The following is a 21,613-nucleotide window of genomic DNA, read 5'->3' on the forward strand; positions in this document are numbered from 1 at the left end:
TGAACAACATCATAACAATCGGGGTATAGTTTGTGAGTTATTGGCTGACAATATTTTACAAATTTTAAATTACTTATTTATAATCATATGGATAACATAAAATAAAATGCCTAAATAGACTATTTATTACCATAATAAAATGCCCTCAAAACCTCAAAGAACAAAAAACAACCAATAAGGTATTTATCCACAGGATATGTATCTTAGTTGCACAAATAGCACTAAAACTCGTAAAAAACCGCAACAGTCAAGCCTGTAAATTTAGCCAGTAGTTCGATGTTTTTCCAGTTATCCCACAAACCTGTGGATAACCTAGTATAAGATCCTGTTATTAATTGGGGATTAAAAGGCATAAGCCAAATATTATTGGCATTTTAACGCTAACTTGTTAAATATTTACTTTGTAAATCATCCAATTAAAAAATTATTATTTAAAATGTTATACTGAATAACTTATCGCTCAACTTAATGGTTATTTTTTAATCAAAACAATGAATTTTATCGCTCCCGCTCCCCCAACGGATCAAGCTACACTAATGGCGCGTGCAGACGCATTGGCTGGCTATACGCTTGGCGAATTAGCAAATTACGCCGGATTGCCAATCCCTCCCGATTTAAAACGAGACAAAGGCTGGGTTGGGATGTTACTAGAATACTTATTAGGCGCGTCGGCAGGCAGTAAAGCCGAGCAAGACTTCGCCAATCTAGGAATTGAACTTAAAACTATTCCAATTGATCGCACAGGAACCCCGCTAGAAACCACCTTTGTCTGCGTTGCTCCTTTAACAGGAAATAGCGGAATCACTTGGGAAAACAGCCATGTACGGCATAAATTATCCTGTGTATTGTGGTTTCCAATTGAAGGCGAACGACAAATACCTTTAGCTGAGCGGCGGATTGCCAGTCCCTTATTATGGCGTCCTTCAGCAATAGAAGATCAATTACTAAAACAAGATTGGGAAGAATTAATGGATTTAATTGTTCTTGGCAAAGTGGAAACTATTACGGCTCGGCATGGACAAGTTTTGCAAATTCGACCTAAAGCTGCCAACAGTAAAGCGCTAACCGAAGGGATTGGCCCAGAAGGACAACCAATTATGACCTTACCGCGAGGCTTTTATCTTAAAAAAGATTTTACCGGCCCATTATTAGCACGGCATTTCCGTGCAATAAATGAATAAGTTAGCTAAATAAATTGGCTGGCTGTTCGGCAAAAATATTTTTATTACTATGCCAGAAGCCTATAATCATCTAATCAATAATTTAATAAATATTAAAAGGTAGTCATCATGTTCGAGTGGTTAATAGACCCACATGCTTGGATGGCCTTAGCAACATTGACCATTCTAGAAATCATTTTAGGCATTGATAATATTATCTTTTTGGCGTTAGTGGTCAGTAAACTCCCCACCCATCAGCAAAATGCAGCACGCCGAACGGGGCTACTCGCAGCAATGCTCATGCGTTTAGCCTTACTGGCCTCAATTACTTTTATTATCCGCTTAACGCATCCTTTATTTATATTGTGGGAACAACCTATTTCGGCGCGCGATATCATCTTATTCGCCGGTGGATTATTTCTCATTTGGAAAGCCAGCAAAGAGATCCATGAAGCGATAGATCAAGTAGATGAAGATGAACAACCGACACAAAAAATTCATTCTTTTTGGAATGCCATTGTTCAGATTGCCTTACTCGATATTATTTTTAGTCTCGATTCGGTGATCACCGCCGTCGGTTTATCTGAACATTTAGTTATTATGATGGCCGCAGTCATTATTGCCGTAGGTGTGATGATGTTTGCGGCACGTCCGATTGGGAATTTTGTCGATCGCTACCCATCAGTCAAAATTCTGGCGTTATCTTTCTTGATTTTGATTGGCTTTACGTTGATTTTAGAAAGCGTACAAGTTCATGTTTCTAAAGGGTATATTTACTTCGCGATGTTCTTCTCAATGGCAGTGCAGTTACTCAATATTCTGCGCAGCAAAAAACAGAAATCACTAAAACAAAAATCACATTCATAACGGCGATTAATAGCCTGATAACGTAGAGATAGAGCTTGGTACAGATCACAAAAAAGCCTTATTTTTCAATAAGGCTTTTTATTCAGTCAACCAAAGATAATCAATGATTAGTCATCAATTGCTGTAAACTCAGGCGTATTAACGATAAACAATTCCGCCGTCGGTCAAAATAGATTGGCCGGTAATATAATCCGCGTCATCGCTGGCTAAGAAAGCGACCAGTGCCGCCACATCGTCTGGAGTCTGAGCACGACCTAAAGCGATACCATCCACATATTTTTTGTAGGTTTCACCAATCGGTGCGCCGGTAATTTCAGAGAAACGCTCATCAATTTCGACCCACATATCCGTACCAACAATCCCCGGGCAATAAGAGTTAACGGTGATCCCCGCACTGGCATATTCTTTGGCTGCTGCTTGGGTTAATGCGCGGACCGCGAATTTAGTTGCAGAATAGACACCTAACAACGCAAATCCATCATGGCCGGCAATTGAAGAGGCATTAATAACTTTACCTTTCTGCTCACGCTGTTTGAATTTTTCAGTCGCCGCTTGGATCCCCCAAGTCACACCATTAACGTTAATTTTGAAGATACGATCCATATCTTCCTGACGCACATCCGCTAAGGCTTTAACTTGAGCAATACCGGCATTATTAATCATAACATCAAAGCCACCTAAGGCTTGCTCAGCATGCGCTACTGCGGCAAACACTTCATCACGATGACTAACATCCGCAATAAACGTAGTGGCTTTACGGCCTAATGCTTCAACTTCTTTCGCCACATTAGTCAATTTGTCCTGGTTGAGATCAACTAGAGCGATGTCTGCGCCTTCTTTCGCTAAACGAAGAGCAATTGCGCGTCCGATGCCTTGTGCTGCACCTGTGACTAAAATAACTTTGCTGTTCAATGCCATTATTTTTCTCCAAGGATATCTCTAGTTGTTGATAACGATTATCAACAATAAGTTATAACACCCTAACAATAATAAGGAATAGATACAAAAAAATGACGTTATGCTAACAATTAGCCAAAAATCTAAATAATGATTAAATAAAATCGTGATATGAATAAATTGAAGAAATAAAATAGCTATATTGCTTTTGATGGTAGTTTTTTATGTTGCCAAGATACCACCAAAGGAGTATCCAAAAAGTGCTATTGGCTATTTTATGGACGGAAATCAAACAATTGAGGGGCGATGGAGTATTTTATACGGTGTAACTCTAGGAAGTTATGACTATTAATAATTGCCCTATTCTTCGCTTTAGGCAGAGAGCATTGTTAATCCATTTGGTCAGTTGCAGGCGATTCATCTTCTGCAACTGACGTTTAAACCGTGATATACGATTAAAATAGCTACATTTATAACTACATTTATAACTACATTTATAACTACATTTATATAACAGATTTTGTTTATAAATCAGCGTAGTAAATTACTTTTTAGCGGCTTGGATATACAGCATATCCAACGCTACCGTTGCCGCTGCAAGCGCGGTAATTTCAGATTGATCATAAGCTGGCGCAACTTCAACCACATCCATACCGACGATATTCAGTGACTGCAGTCCACGCAGGATTTTTAGTGCGCGATCAGACGTTAAGCCACCAACCACGGGTGTTCCGGTTCCCGGAGCAAATGCAGGATCAAGGCAATCAATATCAAAAGTCAGATAAACAGGCATGTCACCAACAATTTGTTTCACTTGCTCAATAATATCAGCTGCCGCTCTATCATTTACCTGACCGGCATCTAATACGGTAAAACCGTTGTCGCTATCATGCTCAGTACGAATACCAATTTGTACTGAATGAGTTGGGTCAATCAGCCCTTCTTTTGGCGCATGATAAAACATCGTGCCATGATCAAACTTGCTGCCATTGCCATAAGTATCGGTATGGGCATCAAAATGCACTAATGCCATTTTACCGAAATGCTTAGCGTGAGCGCGCAGCAATGGTAGAGTGACAAAGTGATCGCCACCAAATGTTAAGCATTTTTTGCCCGCAGCCAAAAGTTTTTCGGTATGTGCTTGTAATTTATCGCTCATATCCTGTGCATCGCCGAAAGCAAAGACGACATCACCGCAGTCAACAATTTTCAATTTCTCGGTAAGCTTGAAATTCCACGGCCAGCGATGACTTTCCCACGCAAGATTAGTTGAAACTTGGCGGATAGCAGCAGGTCCATGACGGCTTCCTGCGCGGCCAGATGTCGCCATATCAAACGGAACCCCCGTAATGACCCACTCGGCATCAGAGTCATAAGGTTGGAAGTTCAGCGGTAAACGTAAAAAACCAAACGCATTGGAAACCAAAGAGTTATCGGTTTCATTACCCAAAGTGCTGTTTATCATTATCTGTCCTTTATACGCAATATGCATCATACGCATCCGTTGCTCCCTCTCATCGTCGATGATCTTAACGATAAATTGACGCATACGAAGGAACAACGCGTTATATTCTGTTTATTTTTACTGCCAGCGATACCTTGAATAAGCATCGCTGAACTTAATGAAGATATTAGATTTTACTGTTAAAAACTGACTTCAGCGTGCAAAATTACACGTCCTCAAGACCGATCACTCTTCTTCAAGATAGGTATAGCCATATAAACCGTTCTCGAATTCAGCGACAAAATCTTTTTGTAACTGCTCGCTTAAGCCGGTGTTCTTGACTTGCTCAGTAAAGCTTTCTAGTAGAGTTTCAGGCACCAATTTGACATATTGCAGCATATCCGCCACCGAATCGCCTTCTTCACTTTGCAGATAACTGCTGTTACCTTGGCTATCAACCCACACATCTAAGGCGGCAGTATCCCCGAACAAGTTATGCATATTGCCCAAAATTTCTTGATAGGCCCCAATCATGAAAAAGCCAATCATCGGTGGATGTTCAGGATCATACGCCGGCATCGGCATCGTAGTTTCGATACCATCACCATCAACATAGTGATCGATAATACCATCAGAATCGCAGGTAATATCCAACAGAACAGCACGACGATCTAACGGTTTATCCAGCCCTTCAATCGGCAATACTGGGAAAACCTGATCGATACCCCATGCATCCGGCATAGATTGGAACAGCGAAAAGTTAACATAAAATTTATCCGCCATACGCTCTTGCAGCTCATCAATAATCGGACGATGCGCACGATTGCTAGGATCGAGATCTTGCTGAATACGACGACAAATATTCAAATACAGTTCTTCAGCCCATGCACGTTGAGTTAAATTGAGCACCCCATGAGCATACTGAGTATGAGCTTCTTGTAAGTCAAATTGACTATCATGCAACCATTCACGCAATGAACGGCTACTGCCTTGATGTTGCATCTCTTGCCAAGTTTCCCACAATGAAATCAATGAACGCGGTGCGTCTTTCTCCGGTGCAGAAGTAGTTGTAAACTCATTGCGTTCGACACCAATTACGTTAGAAACCAATACCGTATGGTGCGCCGTCAGAGCACGGCCAGATTCAGTGATCACCGTTGGATGTGGAAGGTCGAACTCCTCACATGCATCACCGATAGCCCAAATCACATTATTAGCGTATTCATTTAAGCCATAATTAACCGAACAATCAGATTGAGAACGGGTACCTTCATAATCGACACCCAAGCCACCGCCGACATCAAAACATTGAATATTAACGCCCAGTTGATGCAACTCAACATAAAAACGTGCCGCTTCACGCACACCGGTAGCGATATCACGAATATTGGCCATTTGGGAGCCCAAATGGAAATGCAGCAGTTGCAAGCTGTCTAATCGATCCGCTGCACGCAGCATATCGACCAGTTGCAGAACTTGAGTTGCCGCTAAGCCAAATTTAGATTTCTCACCGCCACTGGCTTGCCATTTACCCGAGCCTTGAGAAGCCAAGCGTGCTCTAACGCCGAGGCGCGGAATAACATCTAACGCTTTAGCTTCTTTGAGCACCATGTCTATTTCTGACATTTTCTCAATAACCAGATACACTTTGTGACCCAGTTTTTCACCAATTAACGCTAAGCGAATGTATTCACGGTCTTTATAACCATTACACACAATCACCGTTTGCGTCCGTCCCGCATTCGCCAGTACGGCCATTAATTCGGCTTTAGAGCCGGCTTCTAATCCTAACGGCTCGCCAGAATTAATTAATGATTCAATCACACGACGTTGCTGGTTGACTTTAATCGGATAAACTAAAAAATAATCGCCTTTATAACCATAAGACTTACGAGCGCGTGTAAACGCCGCATTAATTGAGCGCAAACGATGTTGAAGGATTTGAGGAAAACAAAACAACGCAGGCAAACGCAAACGTAAATGTTCTTGTTCTTCTTTTACCCGATAAACTAGATCGGCTAAATCAATGGATGCGTCTGGCTCCTCAGGATTAGGGCAAACACAGACGTTTCCGCGTTCATTCACCTGATAGTAACCTCCGCCCCAATATGCGATGTTATATGTTTGGCGCATTTTACGAGCGATATTATCATTCATAGTAGACTCCTTTATGGAGGGGTGAGTGACGCTTTCTCCTTCATTGCAGCTCATCAGCCATGATGGTGCCGAATTTATACGTGGGGAAAACAGCTATTACTCAGATTAACAAAGTGCTTAGTGAAACTAAACAATGGATGTGCAAACCATCAATATACCAGCATTACCTGCTAATGCTAATAAGTCGGGTTGTATATTTGGATTGGTAACTTCGTGATGAAGTTGATAAAGACAGGAAAGCCAAAGGCAATGACATACAGCGAGAGCTGCATGGCCGTGTGGTACTGTTATTCAGCAGATTATGGATCATTACCCATTAACCCCCAAACATCATTGTCGTATTCGACAGTCCTGATAGAAAGCAGTTTAAAACTAGGAATATCATCCTAGATTTATAAGTTCTAATTTTAGATTAATCAGACTATATCTGCTGGTATGCAACCATGAGATCAATGTCTCTGTTACGGGAGCAGTTTATACCTTCATTAGATGATAAATGCAAAATCTAATTATCTCTTATGCCAATAAAATTTAATTTTCAGAGAAATAATATATTCATCTATTAACCACACTAAAAAAAATCTGGAATTTTTTTACCTTTCGACCTAGAATAGACGTCTAGATGTTAAAACATCCATACACACATAAATCCCAGAATCACTCAAGGTATTAAATCTAATGACCATACATCTTTTTACTTCTGAATCAGTCTCAGAAGGGCATCCGGATAAAATAGCCGATCAGATTTCTGATGCGGTGCTTGATGCAATTCTGGAGCAAGATCCAAAAGCACGCGTTGCTTGCGAAACTTACGTTAAAACCGGCATGGTAATGGTGGGCGGTGAAATCACCACTAGTGCATGGGTTGATATCGAAGAAATTACTCGTAAAACCGTTCGTGATATTGGTTACACCAGTTCAGCGATGGGCTTTGACGCTGATTCTTGCGCGGTGTTAAGTGCGATCGGTAAGCAATCTCCTGATATTAATCAGGGTGTTGACCGTGCAGATCCTTACGAACAAGGCGCCGGCGACCAAGGTATTATGTTTGGTTACGCAACTAATGAAACCGACGTATTAATGCCTGCACCAATTACTTACGCTCACCGTTTAGTTGCACGTCAAGCTGAAGTCCGTAAAAGTGGAATTTTGCCTTGGTTACGTCCAGATGCTAAAAGTCAGGTTACTTTCCAATACGACAATAACAAAGTTGTCGGTATTGATGCCGTGGTCCTGTCGACCCAGCACTCTGAAGATATTAGTCAAAAAGACTTACACGAAGCAGTGATGGAAGAAATTATCAAGCCGACGCTGCCAAGTGAATGGTTAGTTCCAACCACTAAATATTTTATTAACCCAACCGGTCGTTTTGTTATTGGTGGCCCAATGGGTGACTGTGGTTTAACCGGTCGTAAAATTATTGTCGATACCTACGGCGGTATGGCGCGTCATGGTGGCGGTGCATTCTCAGGTAAAGATCCGTCTAAAGTTGACCGCTCTGCGGCTTATGCGGCACGTTACGTGGCTAAAAACATTGTTGCTGCTGGCTTAGCAGATCGCTGTGAAATTCAAGTTTCTTACGCTATCGGTGTTGCTGAACCAACGTCTATCATGGTTGAAACCTTTGGCACCGAAAAAGTACCAACGGCGCAATTAGTCCTGTTGGTGCGTGAATTCTTTGATTTACGCCCATATGGCTTAATTCAAATGTTAGATTTACTGCAACCAATCTATCAACAAACCGCTTCATACGGTCACTTTGGTCGTTCTCAGTTCCCTTGGGAAAAAACAGATAAAGCGGCACTGCTACGCGAAGCTGCAGGTTTAAAATAAGCCTCAGATTTAACATGCTTATTGGTTCAGTTAATGGCGGGATAACTCCCGCCATATCAGTTTATATCCCTATCTCGCTGAGTCTGCGCTCCCTGCTTATTTATCAAATAATCATTCATCGAATACGCGTTTATTAAATAGTTGATCAAACAGCTATCAATATCACCATATAGTCATTTATTAGGGCGTTATTAAATATTCGATAGCCAAATTCACCGCCTATAAAATTTAAAGTCAGTTAATTTATAATTAATTGTTTTTAATTGTTATTTTTACTTCTGTTTGTTATCGCTTATCTTATACTTTCTTCTAGTTATCCCTTCTACTACTCCACTCCATGTTTATAATTTTTGAGCCATAATCGATTATCTAAACGCATTGTCTAAGCGTATTGTTATAAACATATTATTATAACTGCCATAAACCGTTTGCTAACTTAGATTATTTCGGTTGATGAACTCGCTGAAAAATCCACATTCCCAATACCATAGCGAATGTAAAAATAATCCCCTGCCACTGCCCTGCTCCAGTTAATAATACCGCAGGCCCAGGACAAATGCCGGCGAGCCCCCAACCTATGCCAAATAACAAACTTCCAAGCACTAATTTTTTATCGATAACGGTTTTAGTCGGGATCTGTATATCACAATGCAACAGACTGCTTTTTCGCTGCTTGGCAATCCAAAAAGCCACGGCGCTAATAAGCATGGCAACCGCCATCGTCACTAATAATGAAGGATCCCATTGACCCGTGATATCTAAAAAGGCCAAAATTTTAGCGGGATTACTCATCCCGGCTATAATCAATCCGAAACCAAACAGTAAGCCACTGAATAATGCACTAATCGCCACCATAGTTTATCCTCCTAGATTGATATTATTGATGATGGCAACAGTAACAAATGCGCTGATCATGAAAATAAGCATCGCCACCAGCGAACGTTTAGACAAACGTGCCATGCCACAAATTCCATGCCCGCTGGTGCAGCCGCTGCCTAACCGTGTTCCATAGCCCACCAATAATCCGCCAATAATCAATAGTGGTGTGGTTGCAGCAATATGAATTACTGGCACAAAAAACCACCAAGAAAATAGTAAAGGAGCAATCAGAATGCCAATGATAAATGCCACTTTCCACAAAAACTCACCCTTGATTGGTTTGATTATTCCACCAATTATTCCGCTAATGCCAGCGATTCTGCCATTGAACAAAATCAAAATAGCGACGGCAACGCCGATAAATACGCCACCCATTGCCGCTGATAATGGGGTAAAATTCGCCCAGTCAATAGCCATAAAAATTACTCCTTAGCAGGGCAATAAAGTTGATATAACGTATTGAGTAATATTGCTATTTTTTCATCAGCAATCGAATAATAAATACGCTTACCTTCTCGCCGGGTGATCACCAAACCTTCGTTACGCAATACCGTCAATTGTTGAGATAACGTCGGTTGTTGTATTTGCAGCAGCGTCTCCAGTTCGCTCACACAAGCTTCACCCTGTGTTAATTGACACAGCAATAGCAGCCGGTCAGCATTTCCCAGTGTTTTTAATAAATTAGCAGTATCTGTAGCCGCAATTTTCATTGCGGTAAGCACTGCTGAATCCAACGAATTTGCCATAAATCTCTCTATTAATTGCATCGCTATAATTTACAAAAAAACAATATATCATTTTATATATTGAGTTACAATTGACGCTTGAATGGAAAAAATGACTGCGCTATGCTGCCGCGATGAAAATACCTCGTGTTCCTCTCACTCTACAACTTTCTGCGATGCGCTTATTGCGAGAAAAGCTCGCGCTCGCCAGTAACAAGCTCGAAAAAACATTTACTGAACCTACACTTAATTATCGCCAGCGGGGAACCACTGCCGGTAGTGCTTATTTAGCCGAGTGGCAAATTCGCCTTAATCCTGTGTTATTAATTGAAAATGGCGAGGCGTTTATTCAAGAGGTTATCCCGCATGAATTAGCGCATTTATTAGTGTATCGTTGCTTTGGACGCGTGGGCATTACACCGCACGGTAAAGAATGGCAATGGATGATGCAGGAAGTGCTCGAAGTAACGCCACAAAGAACGCATAAGTTCTCAGTTGAGTCAGTAAAAAGTCAAGGATTTATGTATCATTGTCGCTGTCCGCAGCCGCATGAACTGAGCCTGAGACGACATAACAAAGTCCAACGTGGAACAAGCCAATATCTGTGCCGTAAATGCAAAGAACCGCTCTCTTGGTTGGCGACTCCGCAACAGAAAAGCTAATTTCTTTCCTGTCGCGAAATAGCCTGAAACTCATTGAATCACTTATCCAGCTAGAATCAAATCGCCCAACCAGACTTCACTTGGGCGTGATGATAATATTTAGTCACTTAATTAAGCGAATTCAGTCATTACCTGCTGAGCAATTTCAAAATAGATAATCAAACCGGTTCCATCAATTAACGTCGCAATAAATGGCGCAGAAACTACAGCTGGGTCGATTTTCATTCTTTGTAAGACCATGGGAATGATAGATGAAACAATTGCACTCCACATAGTGATCGCCACAATGGTTAAACTAACAACAATGGTAACTTCCATACCCACGCCTAAGACCCATGCGCGAATTAATGCGGCACCGCCGATAGTTACCGCGACGAGTACCGAAGTTGAGACTTCTTTTCTCAGTACCGCACCAACGTTTTTCAGACTAACTTCACCTAATGCCATAGCTCGGACTAAGGTTGAAGTGATCTGCGTACCACTGTTTCCGCCAGTACCAATCAATAATGGAATAAAGAAGGCTAATGAGATAGCCGCTTCTAATTGATCTTCAAAGGCTTTTAATACCGTCCCCGTATAGGCCTCAGCGACAAATAGCATTAATAACCAAACCACGCGCTTGCGCCATAATGTCCACGGGCTGGTTTCTAAATATGGTTCATCTAGGGGAGTTGTCGCCCCTTGTAATTGCGCATCCAGTGTATTTTCATCTTCAATTAAATCAGAGATATCTTGTGGACGTAATACGCCAACAATTTTACCAAACTGAACTACGGGGATCATATCGATTCCGCTATTATTAATTAAATCATTCACTTCATGGCGCGATTGATCGGGTGCAACAGAGAAGTAATTATGTCGCATAATATCAGACACAAATAAATCATCCGCAGCGGTTAATAATGATTTAACTGACAGAATTCCGTTTAAATAATTATTCTGATCGACAACAAATACATATGTTGGAATTTGTTCTCCTTCAATTTTGTTGATCAGATTACTTTTAACGTGAGCGATAGAATCACCAACAGACGCAGAGATATAAGATTGACTCATATACGCGCTAACAATTGATTCATCTTTTTTGATAGGTTTATTTTGCTGGCGATTCATTTGATCGCCTTTCATCGCGGATTTAGCAACAACTGCCGCTGCTGTTTGCGCTTTATTCTGAGAAGAGAATGTCATTTTAATTGGACCCTATTACTGTTGTTAACTCAAACAGCACTCAAATAGGGGCGAAACCAGATGAGAGAATGCTATGGCTATCTCTACGTCTCGGTTTTAGCACTATACAACGTATCCCGATTATTACGGGAAGTTACATGGGGATATACCTTCGATCGATATATCCTGTCCTAATCTTGGGCGTCTCTCGACGTCGTCAGATCAGCAACCTGTGTTTGTATAGGAGCCTCGCCTAACGAGATACTGCACTATTAAGATGCGGCGCGAATTATAACCATTGACATCAGGATTACCATCCCGAATATGTGACTAATTATGTCAAAATTCATATTGTTTAAGCTTTGTTTATCTTTGTGAATTAAAAAATTATTATTTATTAAAAAATAAAACCTCCAATAAATTTAATGAAAATCAATATGATACGCAAACAAATAAGAGATAATTTACTAGATATAGAATGTTATTTCTAAAAATATAAATAATATTTACTGTTTATCGCTTATATTCCCAGAGTATCGAAAGAAAAATCCAGACATAAATTTATGTATAAGAAATAAAATAAAATAAAATAAATTAACTCGGAATATTAGACAAAAAACACTGAATTATTCTCAATAAATATTAATTTATTGGCTAAAAAACACATAAATCAATGCCATAATAATAAACACTTAAAATTAACAACATAAATATGAGCGGGGCATAAGTGGAATTAACTAAACTAATTAATAGATGAAATGATGAAAACAACCATAAAAAACAACCAAGATAAAACAAAAAGTTATCTTGGTTAGTTTAACAAAGAACAATAAAACAAACATAGATTTAATAAACAGGGTTTTAATAAATAATGTGACAAATAAGATTAATGAATGTGTTTAATAAAAAATAATTTTCGGAATAAATGAGCTAAAGATATAAAAATAATCTCCCTAAGACCTATCATAACAACCGATATTAAGGAGATAATCTACAGCATCATTATTTATGCGATTTCAATATTGCCGCGTAATTGGCAGCTACAAGCAAGAACATATCCCTGCTCTATTTCTTCCGCGGTTAATGTCATTTGGCTACTCTGCGTATAATCGCCAGTAATTATCTGGGTTTTACAGCTCCCACAGACACCTGCACGACACGCCGCAACCACAGGCAGCTTATTTAACTCCATCGCAGCTAATAACGATATTCCAACCGGTACGGAATAATCGGTTAATTGATGGCGCACTTTTAACATTACTGTTTGGCTATTTTCAGTACTTTTTCCCGCCTCTGATGGCTTATATTCTGTAAGAGCGGGCTCAGAAAGTAACGGCTCAGTAGAGAAACGCTCCATAAAGAAATTGGCGGCATCTACCCCCAGTTCCGTGGCAAAATTCTGTACATTCTGCATATAAGCCGCGGGTCCACAGGTCATTACTACACGGGATTGAATATCTGGTACCAAGGCTGCTAATTTTTGTTGAGTTAAACGGCCTTGAGTTATTTCTCCCCGATCGGGTGATCCCTGCATAATACACAATTGCAATTGCTGTGGATATTGGCCTAATAAATATTGCCACTCACGGGAAAAAATAACTTGCTGCTCATCACGCACATTAAATAATACTTTAATATTAGCGCTAGGCTTATTAGCTAATAACCAGCGCACCATAGACATAATTGGGGTAACACCACACCCCGCTGCTAGCATTAAATAATTATCATGGGCAATATTGGCGCAACTAAACTCCCCTTGAGCATCGGAAAGCCACAAATAATCGCCCGGTTTTACCGATTGAGTCAGCCAATTGGAACCCATACCATTATCGAGGCGTCTCACGGTTATGGTTATAAACGGGCTTAATCCCGGCGAAGATGAAAGTGTATATGCGCGCAGGGTATCACCGCTATTTTCAATACTGACTAACGCAAACTGTCCCGGATCATAAGTATAAAAATCATGATTAATTAAATTAATCGTCCAGACATCGGGGGTTTCCTGATATACCGAATGTACCTGCATACGGTTCGGGCATAAGGTTGTTGGCATGGTCATAAAAAGAGTCCTCAATAGGGAGAATAAGCTCTCCCCTGCACGAATTTATGCCGGCAGAATAGTTGCCAGATCCTGTTCAACAGTAGTAATACTGCGCATACCAAATTTTTCATTCAGTATATTCAGCAAATTTTCAGTCAAAAAGGCCGGAGCCGTTGGCCCGGTATAAATATTTTTGACGCCTAGAGACAATAGCGTTAATAAAATAACTATCGCTTTCTGTTCAAACCACGACAAAATTAAACTTAGCGGTAAGTCATTCACGCCACAGCCTAATTTCTCTGCCAGATTAACCGCCAGCATAATAGCGGAATAGGCATCATTACACTGACCTACATCAAGCAGACGCGGTAAACCTTCAATGGTGCCAAAATCCAGTTTATTAAAACGATATTTACCGCACGCCAAGGTCATTATTAAGCAATCTTGAGGCACGCTACGCGCAAAATCAGTGTAATAGCTGCGCTCACCTCGGCTACCATCACAACCACCAACTAAAAATACATGGCGTAATTTACCTTGAGCCACCAAATCAATGACTGCATCGGAGGCACTTAGCAAGGTTTTACGCCCAAATCCTACCGTGATTTTATGTTCGATTTCGGTATAAGGGAAACCACTAAGCGCTTGTGCCTGTGCAATAATGGCTGAAAAATCATCACCATTAACATGCTTCGCACCCGGCCAACCGACAATGCTGCGCGTCCAGATACGCTCTTTATACTGACCAACATCAGGATCAATAATGCAGTTTGAGGTCATTAAGATTGGTCCAGGGAATTTAGCAAATTCAACCTGCTGATTTTGCCATCCGCTGCCATAATTACCGACTAAATGTGGGTGTTTTTTTAATTCAGGATAACCATGAGCCGGTAACATTTCACCATGGGTATAAATATTAATTCCGGTTCCTGCTGTTTGATCTAACAACAATTGGAGATCTTTCAGATCATGCCCAGAAATAAGAATACATTTGCCTGCTACAGGACGCACATTAACCTGCGTAGGGATCGGATCACCAAATTTTTTGGTCTCCCCAGTATCAAGTAATTCCATGATACGGAAATTCATCATCCCGATAGCCATTGATTGCTCAAGCAGCGCATCCATCTCTGTTGGTAATGTTCCGAGCCATGCCATTATTTGATGGAATTGACCATAAACATCATTGTCATACTGACCTAAAACATGGGCATGCTCCATATAGGCCGCCGCACCTTTTAAACCATATAGGCACAACATACGTAAGCCATGAATATCCTCACCAACCTGCTGTAAATCACGATTTAATGCAAATTCAGTGGCTTGTGCCAACAAAGTCGGTAAATCCGAGCCTTGTAACTGCAAATTTGCCATCGGATGATCGACCTGAGCTAAGCTATTCTTGGACAGGCAACGTTTAACTAATTGTTGGCGTAAATAAATCGCTTCACGGGCATAACCAATAATTCTATCTGAATCAAAATTTACATTAGTTAATGTGGCGAAAAAAGCCCGAGGAACAAAACTGTCAATATCATGATCGATAATCTCTAGCTCGCGCGCGGTAACCGCCCAAGCTGATAATCCTTGCAGAACGGCAACTAATAAATCTTGCAGATCGGAGGTTTCAGCAGTTTTACCGCACATGCCCTGTGCGTATGCACAGCCATTACCCGCTGGTGTTTTCATTGTTTGTTCACATTGCACACAGTACATGAATATTACCCTTATAAGTTGCATTTAAAATACACCTATAAGATTAATACTTTCCTGCGTTTATAACAGGTATTTTATCTACAACTTAATTTGTTATTGATCTGCCGCAAAAATAAAACGCAATGATAATTGTTTATAGCTTATGTCATCAATATGAACATCAAATCAACATCACATTGATAGGTATTACCTATAGCACTGACCGATAACATTTCTTGGCTGTATGTACTATGATTAACGAATAGTTAACTAATTATTTGATGATTAGTTAATAACTAATAACAAACTCCGGCTTACAGACCCTACTATGGGAGAATTACCATGATCACATTAAAAGACATAGCCCCCGAGAACCAACCTAAAAAATGTTACCAATTATTGATCGATGGACAATGGACTGATAGCGTTTCGCACAAAACTAACCAAAGTTACAATCCAGCCACGGGTGAATTATTAACCGAATATCAAGAAGGCTCAGCAGAAGATGTCGATTTAGCCGTTGCCGCTGCGCAAAAAGCCTTTGTCAGCTGGCAGCATAGTACCCCAGTTGAACGTCAAAATATTTTGCTTAAAATTGCAGATAAGCTCGAACAAGAACAACAACGTTTTGCCGTATTAGAATCTCTCGATAACGGTAAACCTTACAATGAATCATCTAAAATAGACTTACCGGCAGCGATTGATCACTTCCGCTATTTTGCTGGCGTGATCCGTTCACATACTGATGAAACATCAATTATCGATGCCAATACTATTAGCTTAGCTATTCGCGAACCTTTAGGCGTTGTCGGCCAAATTATTCCTTGGAACTTCCCATTATTAATGGCAGCGTGGAAGCTCGCTCCGGTTATTGCTGCCGGTGATACTGTCGTTATCAATCCTGCTAGCCTAACCCCAATCAGCCTGTTAGAACTCGGTCGTATTATCAATGAATTCGTACCTGCTGGTGTGGTTAATATCGTAACTGGGCGCGGATCTGTGGTTGGTCAAGCTATTTTAGAACATCCTGGCATTGATAAGTTGGCCTTTACTGGTTCAACTAGCGTGGGCTACACCGTTGCCGCAGCGGCCGCCAAAAAACTGATCCCCGCTACACTCGAACTGGGGGGGAAATCAGCTAATATCGTATTCCCTGATGCCAATATGGAAAAAGCGGTCAAATATGCCGCCATCGCCATCTTGATGAACCAAGGCCAAGCCTGCGAATCGGGCTCTCGCTTGTTCCTACACGAAGATATCTACGATTCGTTCTTAGCGGCATTAAAAACTCGCTTTGAATCAGTAAAAGTGGGCGATCCAATGGCTACTGATACCCAAATGGGCAGCCAAGTTAGTGAGGCGCAATTAAATACCATTTTAAATTATGTCGATATCGCCAAAAAAGAAGGCGCGACCATTCTTACTGGGGGTAAACGTCTCACCGAGAATGGACTAGATAAAGGCTTCTTTATGCAGCCAACCATAATTTCTGACGTGACCAATGATATGCAGGTGGCTATCGAAGAAATTTTTGGTCCGGTATTGTGCGTGATTAAATTTAAAGATGAACAAGAAGTTATTGATTTAGCCAATGATTCCGAATATGGCTTAGGCGGCGCGGTATGGACACAAGATATCAACCGAGCAATCCGCGTCTCGAAAGCCGTCAGGACAGGTCGTATGTGGGTTAATACCTACCATGAATTACCGGCTCATGCACCTTTCGGTGGCTATAAAAAATCTGGATTAGGCCGTGAAACGCATAAAATGATGTTAGACGCTTATACTGAAGTGAAAAACATTATCATCAGTACCAGTGAATAATTTATATCCAGAATTTCTATAAATAGTTAATTGAAATAAATAGTTAATTGAAATAAATAGTTAATTAAAATAAAAAATCAAGATAGATAGAAAGTTAATTTGTCCCGATAAGCTGATACAACGCTATCGGGATTTTTTTATTTCATAATAGGCTATTTAGTATTAATCCCTAGATTCTAAGCTCATCAATATTAATATTTATTATCTTATTAAGAATGAAAAAAGTTCTATTTCTTTTTTAGGGTAACCCTAATTATTTAACCTTAATCATCACTACGCTGCTTTATAAAATATTTGTGATAAAATGATTGCGGTTAAATAGACCCTTTTTTATATCAAGGAGCAAACTCCTTGGTATAGTTGATGCTATATACTGATTGATTAGGTCGTTCAAGAGAGTCATAACAATATGGCAGATAATATGGCAGACAAAATGGCAGATACAATGACAGACAAAAACTCAGTTAGTGCCACCGAAATAAAATACCGATTTGGGGTACTAAAACGATTAAAAGAAAAAGATAAAACACCACTAGTTATCTTATTACTGTCAGCGATTATTGGCTCGCTCGCGGGATTAGTCGGAGTATTATTTGAAATCAGTACTACATGGATTTCAAACCAACGAACCGACACCGTAAGTGCTTATTTCAGTGATAAATGGCTGATGATCCCTGCAATGTTTGTTATTTCAGCCATACTGGCGATGATTGGCTATTATCTCGTTAATCGCTTCGCTCCCGAGGCGGGAGGCTCTGGTATTCCTGAAATCGAAGGCGCATTACAAGATTTGCGCCCGGTGCGCTGGTGGCGAGTGTTGCCCGTCAAATTTTTGGGCGGCCTAGGAACATTAGGCTCTGGCATGGTACTAGGCCGTGAAGGGCCAACCGTACAGTTAGGCGCAAATATCAGCCAGATGATCAATGATATCTTCCGTATAAAAGATAAAGAATCGCGCCATACTTTATTAGCCGCCGGGGCAGCCGCTGGGTTATCTGCTGCATTTAATGCGCCATTAGCCGGTATTTTATTTATTATTGAAGAGATGCGCCCACAATTTAAATATAGCCTAATTTCGATTAAAGCAGTATTTATCGGTGCAATTACGGCTACCATCGTATTTAGAATGATTAGCGGTCAAGACGCAATACTTAATATTGGGCAGTTCTCATCAGCGCCCTTAAATACATTATGGCTATACCTCATTCTTGGCATGATATTTGGTGTATTAGGTATCGCCTTTAATAATTTATTACTTTATCTACAAGATAAATTTCTGCAATTTTATCAAGGTAAAATGTCACGCTTTGTATTAATGGGCGGATTAATTGGCGGCAGTTGTGGCGCAATTGGTATTTTAATGCCCGAAATTGTTGGTGGTGGTTTCGGTGTTATCCACCAATTAACTGCGGGTACTTTTAGTCTCGCCATGATTTTAGTGTTTTTTGCGTTACGCTTTTTAACCTCAACACTCAGCTTTAGCTCTGGCGCTGCTGGTGGTGTTTTTTCTCCATTATTAGCCTTAGGTACTTTATTTGGCACCGCCTTTGGCTACGTCGCATTAAATTTATTCCCTGAATATACGATAGAAATAGGCACTTTTGCCATTGCGGGTATGGGGGCTTTATTTGCATCTACCGTCAGAGCACCGCTGACAGGTATTATTTTAGTATTAGAAATGACCGATAATTACCAGCTGATTTTACCCATGATTATTACCTGTCTTGGGGCAACCATGCTCGCACAGGCATTAGGCGGAAGACCGCTGTATAGCGTACTATTAGAGCGTAAACTCCAACAAAATGCGCAGCAAAATAAAGCGACGGAGAATAAAATGCCGGTGGTAGAAAAGCCAGCGGAATAGACGAAGAATAGCAAAGTGAGAATTAACAGACAACGGACTATTTATTACTTATCCGTTGTCTGTTTAACTGGATTTAAACTGCCTTTTTCTTGGCGATTAGAGTCGCAAAATTTAATTTAATTGGATTACCGTGTTGATCTTTTTTATGCAGATGCCCAGCATTTTCATTGTATTTAATGACTTCCCAATCGTGATAATATTGTTCTAATTCACCGGGTTGTAAAAAACACTTAAACGGAACTTCATCATAGGGAACATCATCAGTTTCTACTGGGCAAACAATTAAATTTACCCCATTCGCTCGCGTCTGTTGCTGCATATTTTTAATAATATCAGCAATATTTTCGCGTTTTAAAAACATTAAAACTACTGTTGAAATAATCAAATCATATTCTTCTTTGATTTGATGGCTATTAATATCATAAATGGCAGTTTTTATATTATCTAAATTGGCATCTTTTTTAACCAACTCAATGGCCTGTATATGCTGAGGATTGATATCCACCGCAGTCACATCATACCCCTGCTGGGCTAAAAAGAAGCTATTTCTGCCTCTTCCCGAGCCTAAATCTAATACCGTACACGGTTTAATAATCTGCTGTTCAGCCATAAATCGCACTTCAGAATGCGGTAATGACAGCCCATACTGTTTATAAAATTTAACTTCAGGATGACAAAAGAAAGAAAGTTGGCATTGCATATCATCACTAAAATCAGCGATACGATGCCATTTTTGTGGTTCAATCATTGGTGGCTGATGCTGGGTATCAAAATGAAACAACTGTTCGCGACCATCGTCTTCAAAGATAACAAAATCTAAACTACCTTGCAGAATAACCAACTGAGCATAACTGCCTTCTTGGGTATTATGACGCTCTTGAAACATTAAAGGGAGCGTACTTTTATTCCAAGTAGGCATTGTTTTATAACATACTAAATCTGTCATATCATCACCGTAAGTTGTATTTTAAATACATCTTATAGCTAATTAAGTTACTCTGCAAAGAGTAATCTACTCAAATTAATTGGGCTTGATAAATATCAATCTCCCGTCCTAGGTATTCAGCACTATTTCACTATTCTGAACTATTCTGAACTATTCTGAACTATTCTGAACTATTCTGAACTATTCTGAACTATTCTGAACTATGGTCGTACTAACAGCCGTGCTATGCCGGGAGATTGATTAAACTCACTCGGGAATTACACCCTCTAAATTTAAGCTAAATAAAAACTTAATACCCTAGCTCTTTTTCTGTCAGCCCTTGAAATATAAAAGGTTTACTTTCTTTATAGAGTGCAGTCGCATCCCCAGAAAAAATATTGCTTTGCTCTACACCGAGATCTAACTTTTGCACCTTGCCAGTTTCAGCAGAAAAATCAATTTTCTTCAAATCGGTCCAAAAGATATTAGGCGTCAATGCGGATTCAAAGAAATAGAGCTGACGCTTATGGTCAACTAAGGTACGCCAGCGAGTTGATGATATCTCCGGTGCATCCGTAGTATTTAAACCATAAGGTACGGAAACATTACGGATCACACTGAAAACACTAGCAACGGCTTTATTAGCTGTCGTGTTTTGTGGAATAGCATTGATATAAAAACTGGCGCGAGCAAATCTATCTGCAGAACGATTTGTGCCGGGCAACATGACGGTTCCACCAATCCCTTGCCAGTATTCTTCCATAGCTAACTGTTTTTCAAATGTTGGCGAATTAGTCATCACTTGATATTGCTTACCATGATGAATAACCTGCTTACCATCGATATATTCAATAATAGCACTGTCACCACTAGCATCAGATAAAGCCAAATGCAGTGTCGCTAATCGAGCTTGGCCAGGAACATTATCTGTGACAACCGATAAGGGTGATTTTTCTAAACTAGCCACAGCTTCAGCCACCGTGGCGTAATTATCCAACATATACTGAGCCCAAACTGAAATAGATAATGCCGGATTTTTATCGCCTTCTTTAGGATATTCCGATTCTGCTAACCATAATAAATTGGTGACTAATCCTTTTTCATTCACTCCGTCAGTGGTAGAAATATCATAGCCTGAAGCAACGACACTGCCATATTTAGAATGCCACTTTAATGAGTTTTCCCCTGCGACGCCGTTACGTTCCATCCCCCGAGGAAATATCCATAAATTGGTACCAATATCGTATTTCCAGTCCATGGTTCTGGTGGTCATAATTTGTTGATTTTCACCAAGATAAACAATTCTAGTACATGCTTGGCTGACTACCGCAGTCATCGATGTTGCTGCTAATGTTAGCCCTGCCACTATGCATTTTTTTAATATGCATTTTTTTAATATTGACATCAAACCTCCCGGTTTGGTTAAAATTATCGTTCGGTTATTTATCGATTCTATTTAGCCAGTATCTCGAT

At 40.2% G+C, this 21,613-nt stretch carries 17 protein-coding genes and 1 riboswitch; of the genes, 6 read left to right on the plus strand and 11 right to left on the minus strand.

Annotated elements, in window-relative coordinates; all coding sequences use genetic code 11:
* The first annotated feature begins 491 nt into the window (after nucleotides 1–491).
* Both mutH and MNY66_RS11345 read left to right on the plus strand, forming a co-directional pair.
* Nucleotides 492–1,181: a DNA mismatch repair endonuclease MutH gene (gene mutH / locus MNY66_RS11340; RefSeq protein ID WP_241500879.1), complete on the plus strand. Its 690-nt coding sequence runs from the start codon at nucleotides 492–494 to the stop codon at nucleotides 1,179–1,181.
* Nucleotides 1,182–1,289: 108 nt separating this feature from the next.
* The gene (locus MNY66_RS11345; protein ID WP_241500880.1) at nucleotides 1,290–2,027 is read left to right on the plus strand and encodes a TerC family protein; all 738 of its coding nucleotides are present in this window, start codon (nucleotides 1,290–1,292) and stop codon (nucleotides 2,025–2,027) included.
* 138 nt (nucleotides 2,028–2,165) lie between these two features.
* On the opposite strand, the gene MNY66_RS11350 is transcribed toward MNY66_RS11345, so the two are convergent.
* From MNY66_RS11350 to speA, 3 genes are all read right to left on the minus strand, one after another.
* On the minus strand, nucleotides 2,166–2,945 hold the full coding sequence (locus tag MNY66_RS11350) for an acetoin reductase (RefSeq protein ID WP_047256329.1): 780 nt from the start codon (nucleotides 2,943–2,945) through the stop codon (nucleotides 2,166–2,168).
* A gap of 523 nt (nucleotides 2,946–3,468) precedes the next feature.
* Nucleotides 3,469–4,389 (minus strand): agmatinase, encoded by a 921-nt coding sequence (gene speB, locus MNY66_RS11355; RefSeq protein WP_047256365.1) that lies wholly within the window; start codon nucleotides 4,387–4,389, stop codon nucleotides 3,469–3,471.
* Between the two features lie 225 nt (nucleotides 4,390–4,614).
* Nucleotides 4,615–6,525 carry a biosynthetic arginine decarboxylase gene (speA, locus tag MNY66_RS11360; RefSeq protein ID WP_420029601.1) on the minus strand — a complete coding sequence of 637 codons (1,911 nt, stop codon included), beginning with the start codon at nucleotides 6,523–6,525 and terminating at the stop codon, nucleotides 4,615–4,617.
* A 678-nt stretch (nucleotides 6,526–7,203) separates the two neighbouring features.
* Here speA and metK point away from each other — a divergent pair.
* Complete coding sequence (gene metK, locus MNY66_RS11365; protein ID WP_047256331.1) at nucleotides 7,204–8,358, plus strand: methionine adenosyltransferase; 1,155 nt, start codon at nucleotides 7,204–7,206, stop codon at nucleotides 8,356–8,358.
* A 441-nt stretch (nucleotides 8,359–8,799) separates the two neighbouring features.
* Here metK and MNY66_RS11370 read toward each other — a convergent pair whose 3' ends face one another.
* The 3 genes from MNY66_RS11370 to MNY66_RS11380 are packed head-to-tail and all read right to left on the minus strand — an operon-like array spanning nucleotide 8,800 to nucleotide 9,983.
* Nucleotides 8,800–9,213, minus strand: a complete 414-nt coding sequence (locus MNY66_RS11370; protein WP_047256332.1) for a DUF6691 family protein — start codon at nucleotides 9,211–9,213, stop codon at nucleotides 8,800–8,802.
* A gap of 3 nt (nucleotides 9,214–9,216) precedes the next feature.
* Nucleotides 9,217–9,654, minus strand: a complete 438-nt coding sequence (locus tag MNY66_RS11375; RefSeq protein WP_241500882.1) for a YeeE/YedE family protein — start codon at nucleotides 9,652–9,654, stop codon at nucleotides 9,217–9,219.
* Nucleotides 9,655–9,659: 5 nt separating this feature from the next.
* Complete coding sequence (locus MNY66_RS11380) at nucleotides 9,660–9,983, minus strand: ArsR/SmtB family transcription factor (RefSeq protein WP_241500883.1); 324 nt, start codon at nucleotides 9,981–9,983, stop codon at nucleotides 9,660–9,662.
* 113 nt (nucleotides 9,984–10,096) lie between these two features.
* Here MNY66_RS11380 and MNY66_RS11385 point away from each other — a divergent pair, with 113 nt between their 5' ends.
* Nucleotides 10,097–10,624: a SprT family zinc-dependent metalloprotease gene (locus MNY66_RS11385; RefSeq protein WP_241500884.1), complete on the plus strand. Its 528-nt coding sequence runs from the start codon at nucleotides 10,097–10,099 to the stop codon at nucleotides 10,622–10,624.
* Nucleotides 10,625–10,735: 111 nt separating this feature from the next.
* Here MNY66_RS11385 and MNY66_RS11390 read toward each other — a convergent pair whose 3' ends face one another.
* The 3 genes from MNY66_RS11390 to hcp all read right to left on the minus strand — a co-directional run bounded on the left by MNY66_RS11390 (nucleotide 10,736) and on the right by hcp (nucleotide 15,548).
* Nucleotides 10,736–11,812, minus strand: coding sequence for a magnesium transporter (locus tag MNY66_RS11390; protein ID WP_047256336.1), 1,077 nt, complete (start codon nucleotides 11,810–11,812; stop codon nucleotides 10,736–10,738).
* A 74-nt stretch (nucleotides 11,813–11,886) separates the two neighbouring features.
* A riboswitch (M-box (ykoK) riboswitch) is annotated at nucleotides 11,887–12,059 on the minus strand.
* 738 nt (nucleotides 12,060–12,797) lie between these two features.
* Nucleotides 12,798–13,850: an NADH oxidoreductase gene (gene hcr / locus MNY66_RS11395; protein ID WP_241500885.1), complete on the minus strand. Its 1,053-nt coding sequence runs from the start codon at nucleotides 13,848–13,850 to the stop codon at nucleotides 12,798–12,800.
* 45 nt (nucleotides 13,851–13,895) lie between these two features.
* A complete protein-coding gene (gene hcp / locus MNY66_RS11400; RefSeq protein WP_241500886.1) occupies nucleotides 13,896–15,548 on the minus strand; it encodes a hydroxylamine reductase in 1,653 nt (550 codons plus the stop codon).
* Between the two features lie 321 nt (nucleotides 15,549–15,869).
* On the opposite strand from hcp, the gene MNY66_RS11405 reads away from it, so the two are divergent.
* On the plus strand, nucleotides 15,870–17,351 hold the full coding sequence (locus MNY66_RS11405) for an aldehyde dehydrogenase family protein (RefSeq protein WP_047256339.1): 1,482 nt from the start codon (nucleotides 15,870–15,872) through the stop codon (nucleotides 17,349–17,351).
* Between the two features lie 445 nt (nucleotides 17,352–17,796).
* Entirely contained in the window at nucleotides 17,797–19,215 is a 1,419-nt protein-coding gene (gene clcA, locus MNY66_RS11410; protein WP_047256366.1) for a H(+)/Cl(-) exchange transporter ClcA, read from the plus strand.
* Nucleotides 19,216–19,288: 73 nt separating this feature from the next.
* Here the strand turns inward: clcA and tehB are convergent, their stop codons facing one another.
* Both tehB and MNY66_RS11420 read right to left on the minus strand, forming a co-directional pair.
* Nucleotides 19,289–20,161 (minus strand): SAM-dependent methyltransferase TehB, encoded by an 873-nt coding sequence (gene tehB / locus MNY66_RS11415; RefSeq protein ID WP_241500887.1) that lies wholly within the window; start codon nucleotides 20,159–20,161, stop codon nucleotides 19,289–19,291.
* A 289-nt stretch (nucleotides 20,162–20,450) separates the two neighbouring features.
* Nucleotides 20,451–21,545 (minus strand): linear amide C-N hydrolase, encoded by a 1,095-nt coding sequence (locus MNY66_RS11420; protein ID WP_241500888.1) that lies wholly within the window; start codon nucleotides 21,543–21,545, stop codon nucleotides 20,451–20,453.
* Nucleotides 21,546–21,613 lie beyond the last annotated feature (68 nt).

Source organism: Moellerella wisconsensis, assembly GCF_022592395.1.
GTDB classification, from domain to species: Bacteria; Pseudomonadota; Gammaproteobacteria; order Enterobacterales; family Enterobacteriaceae; genus Moellerella; species Moellerella wisconsensis.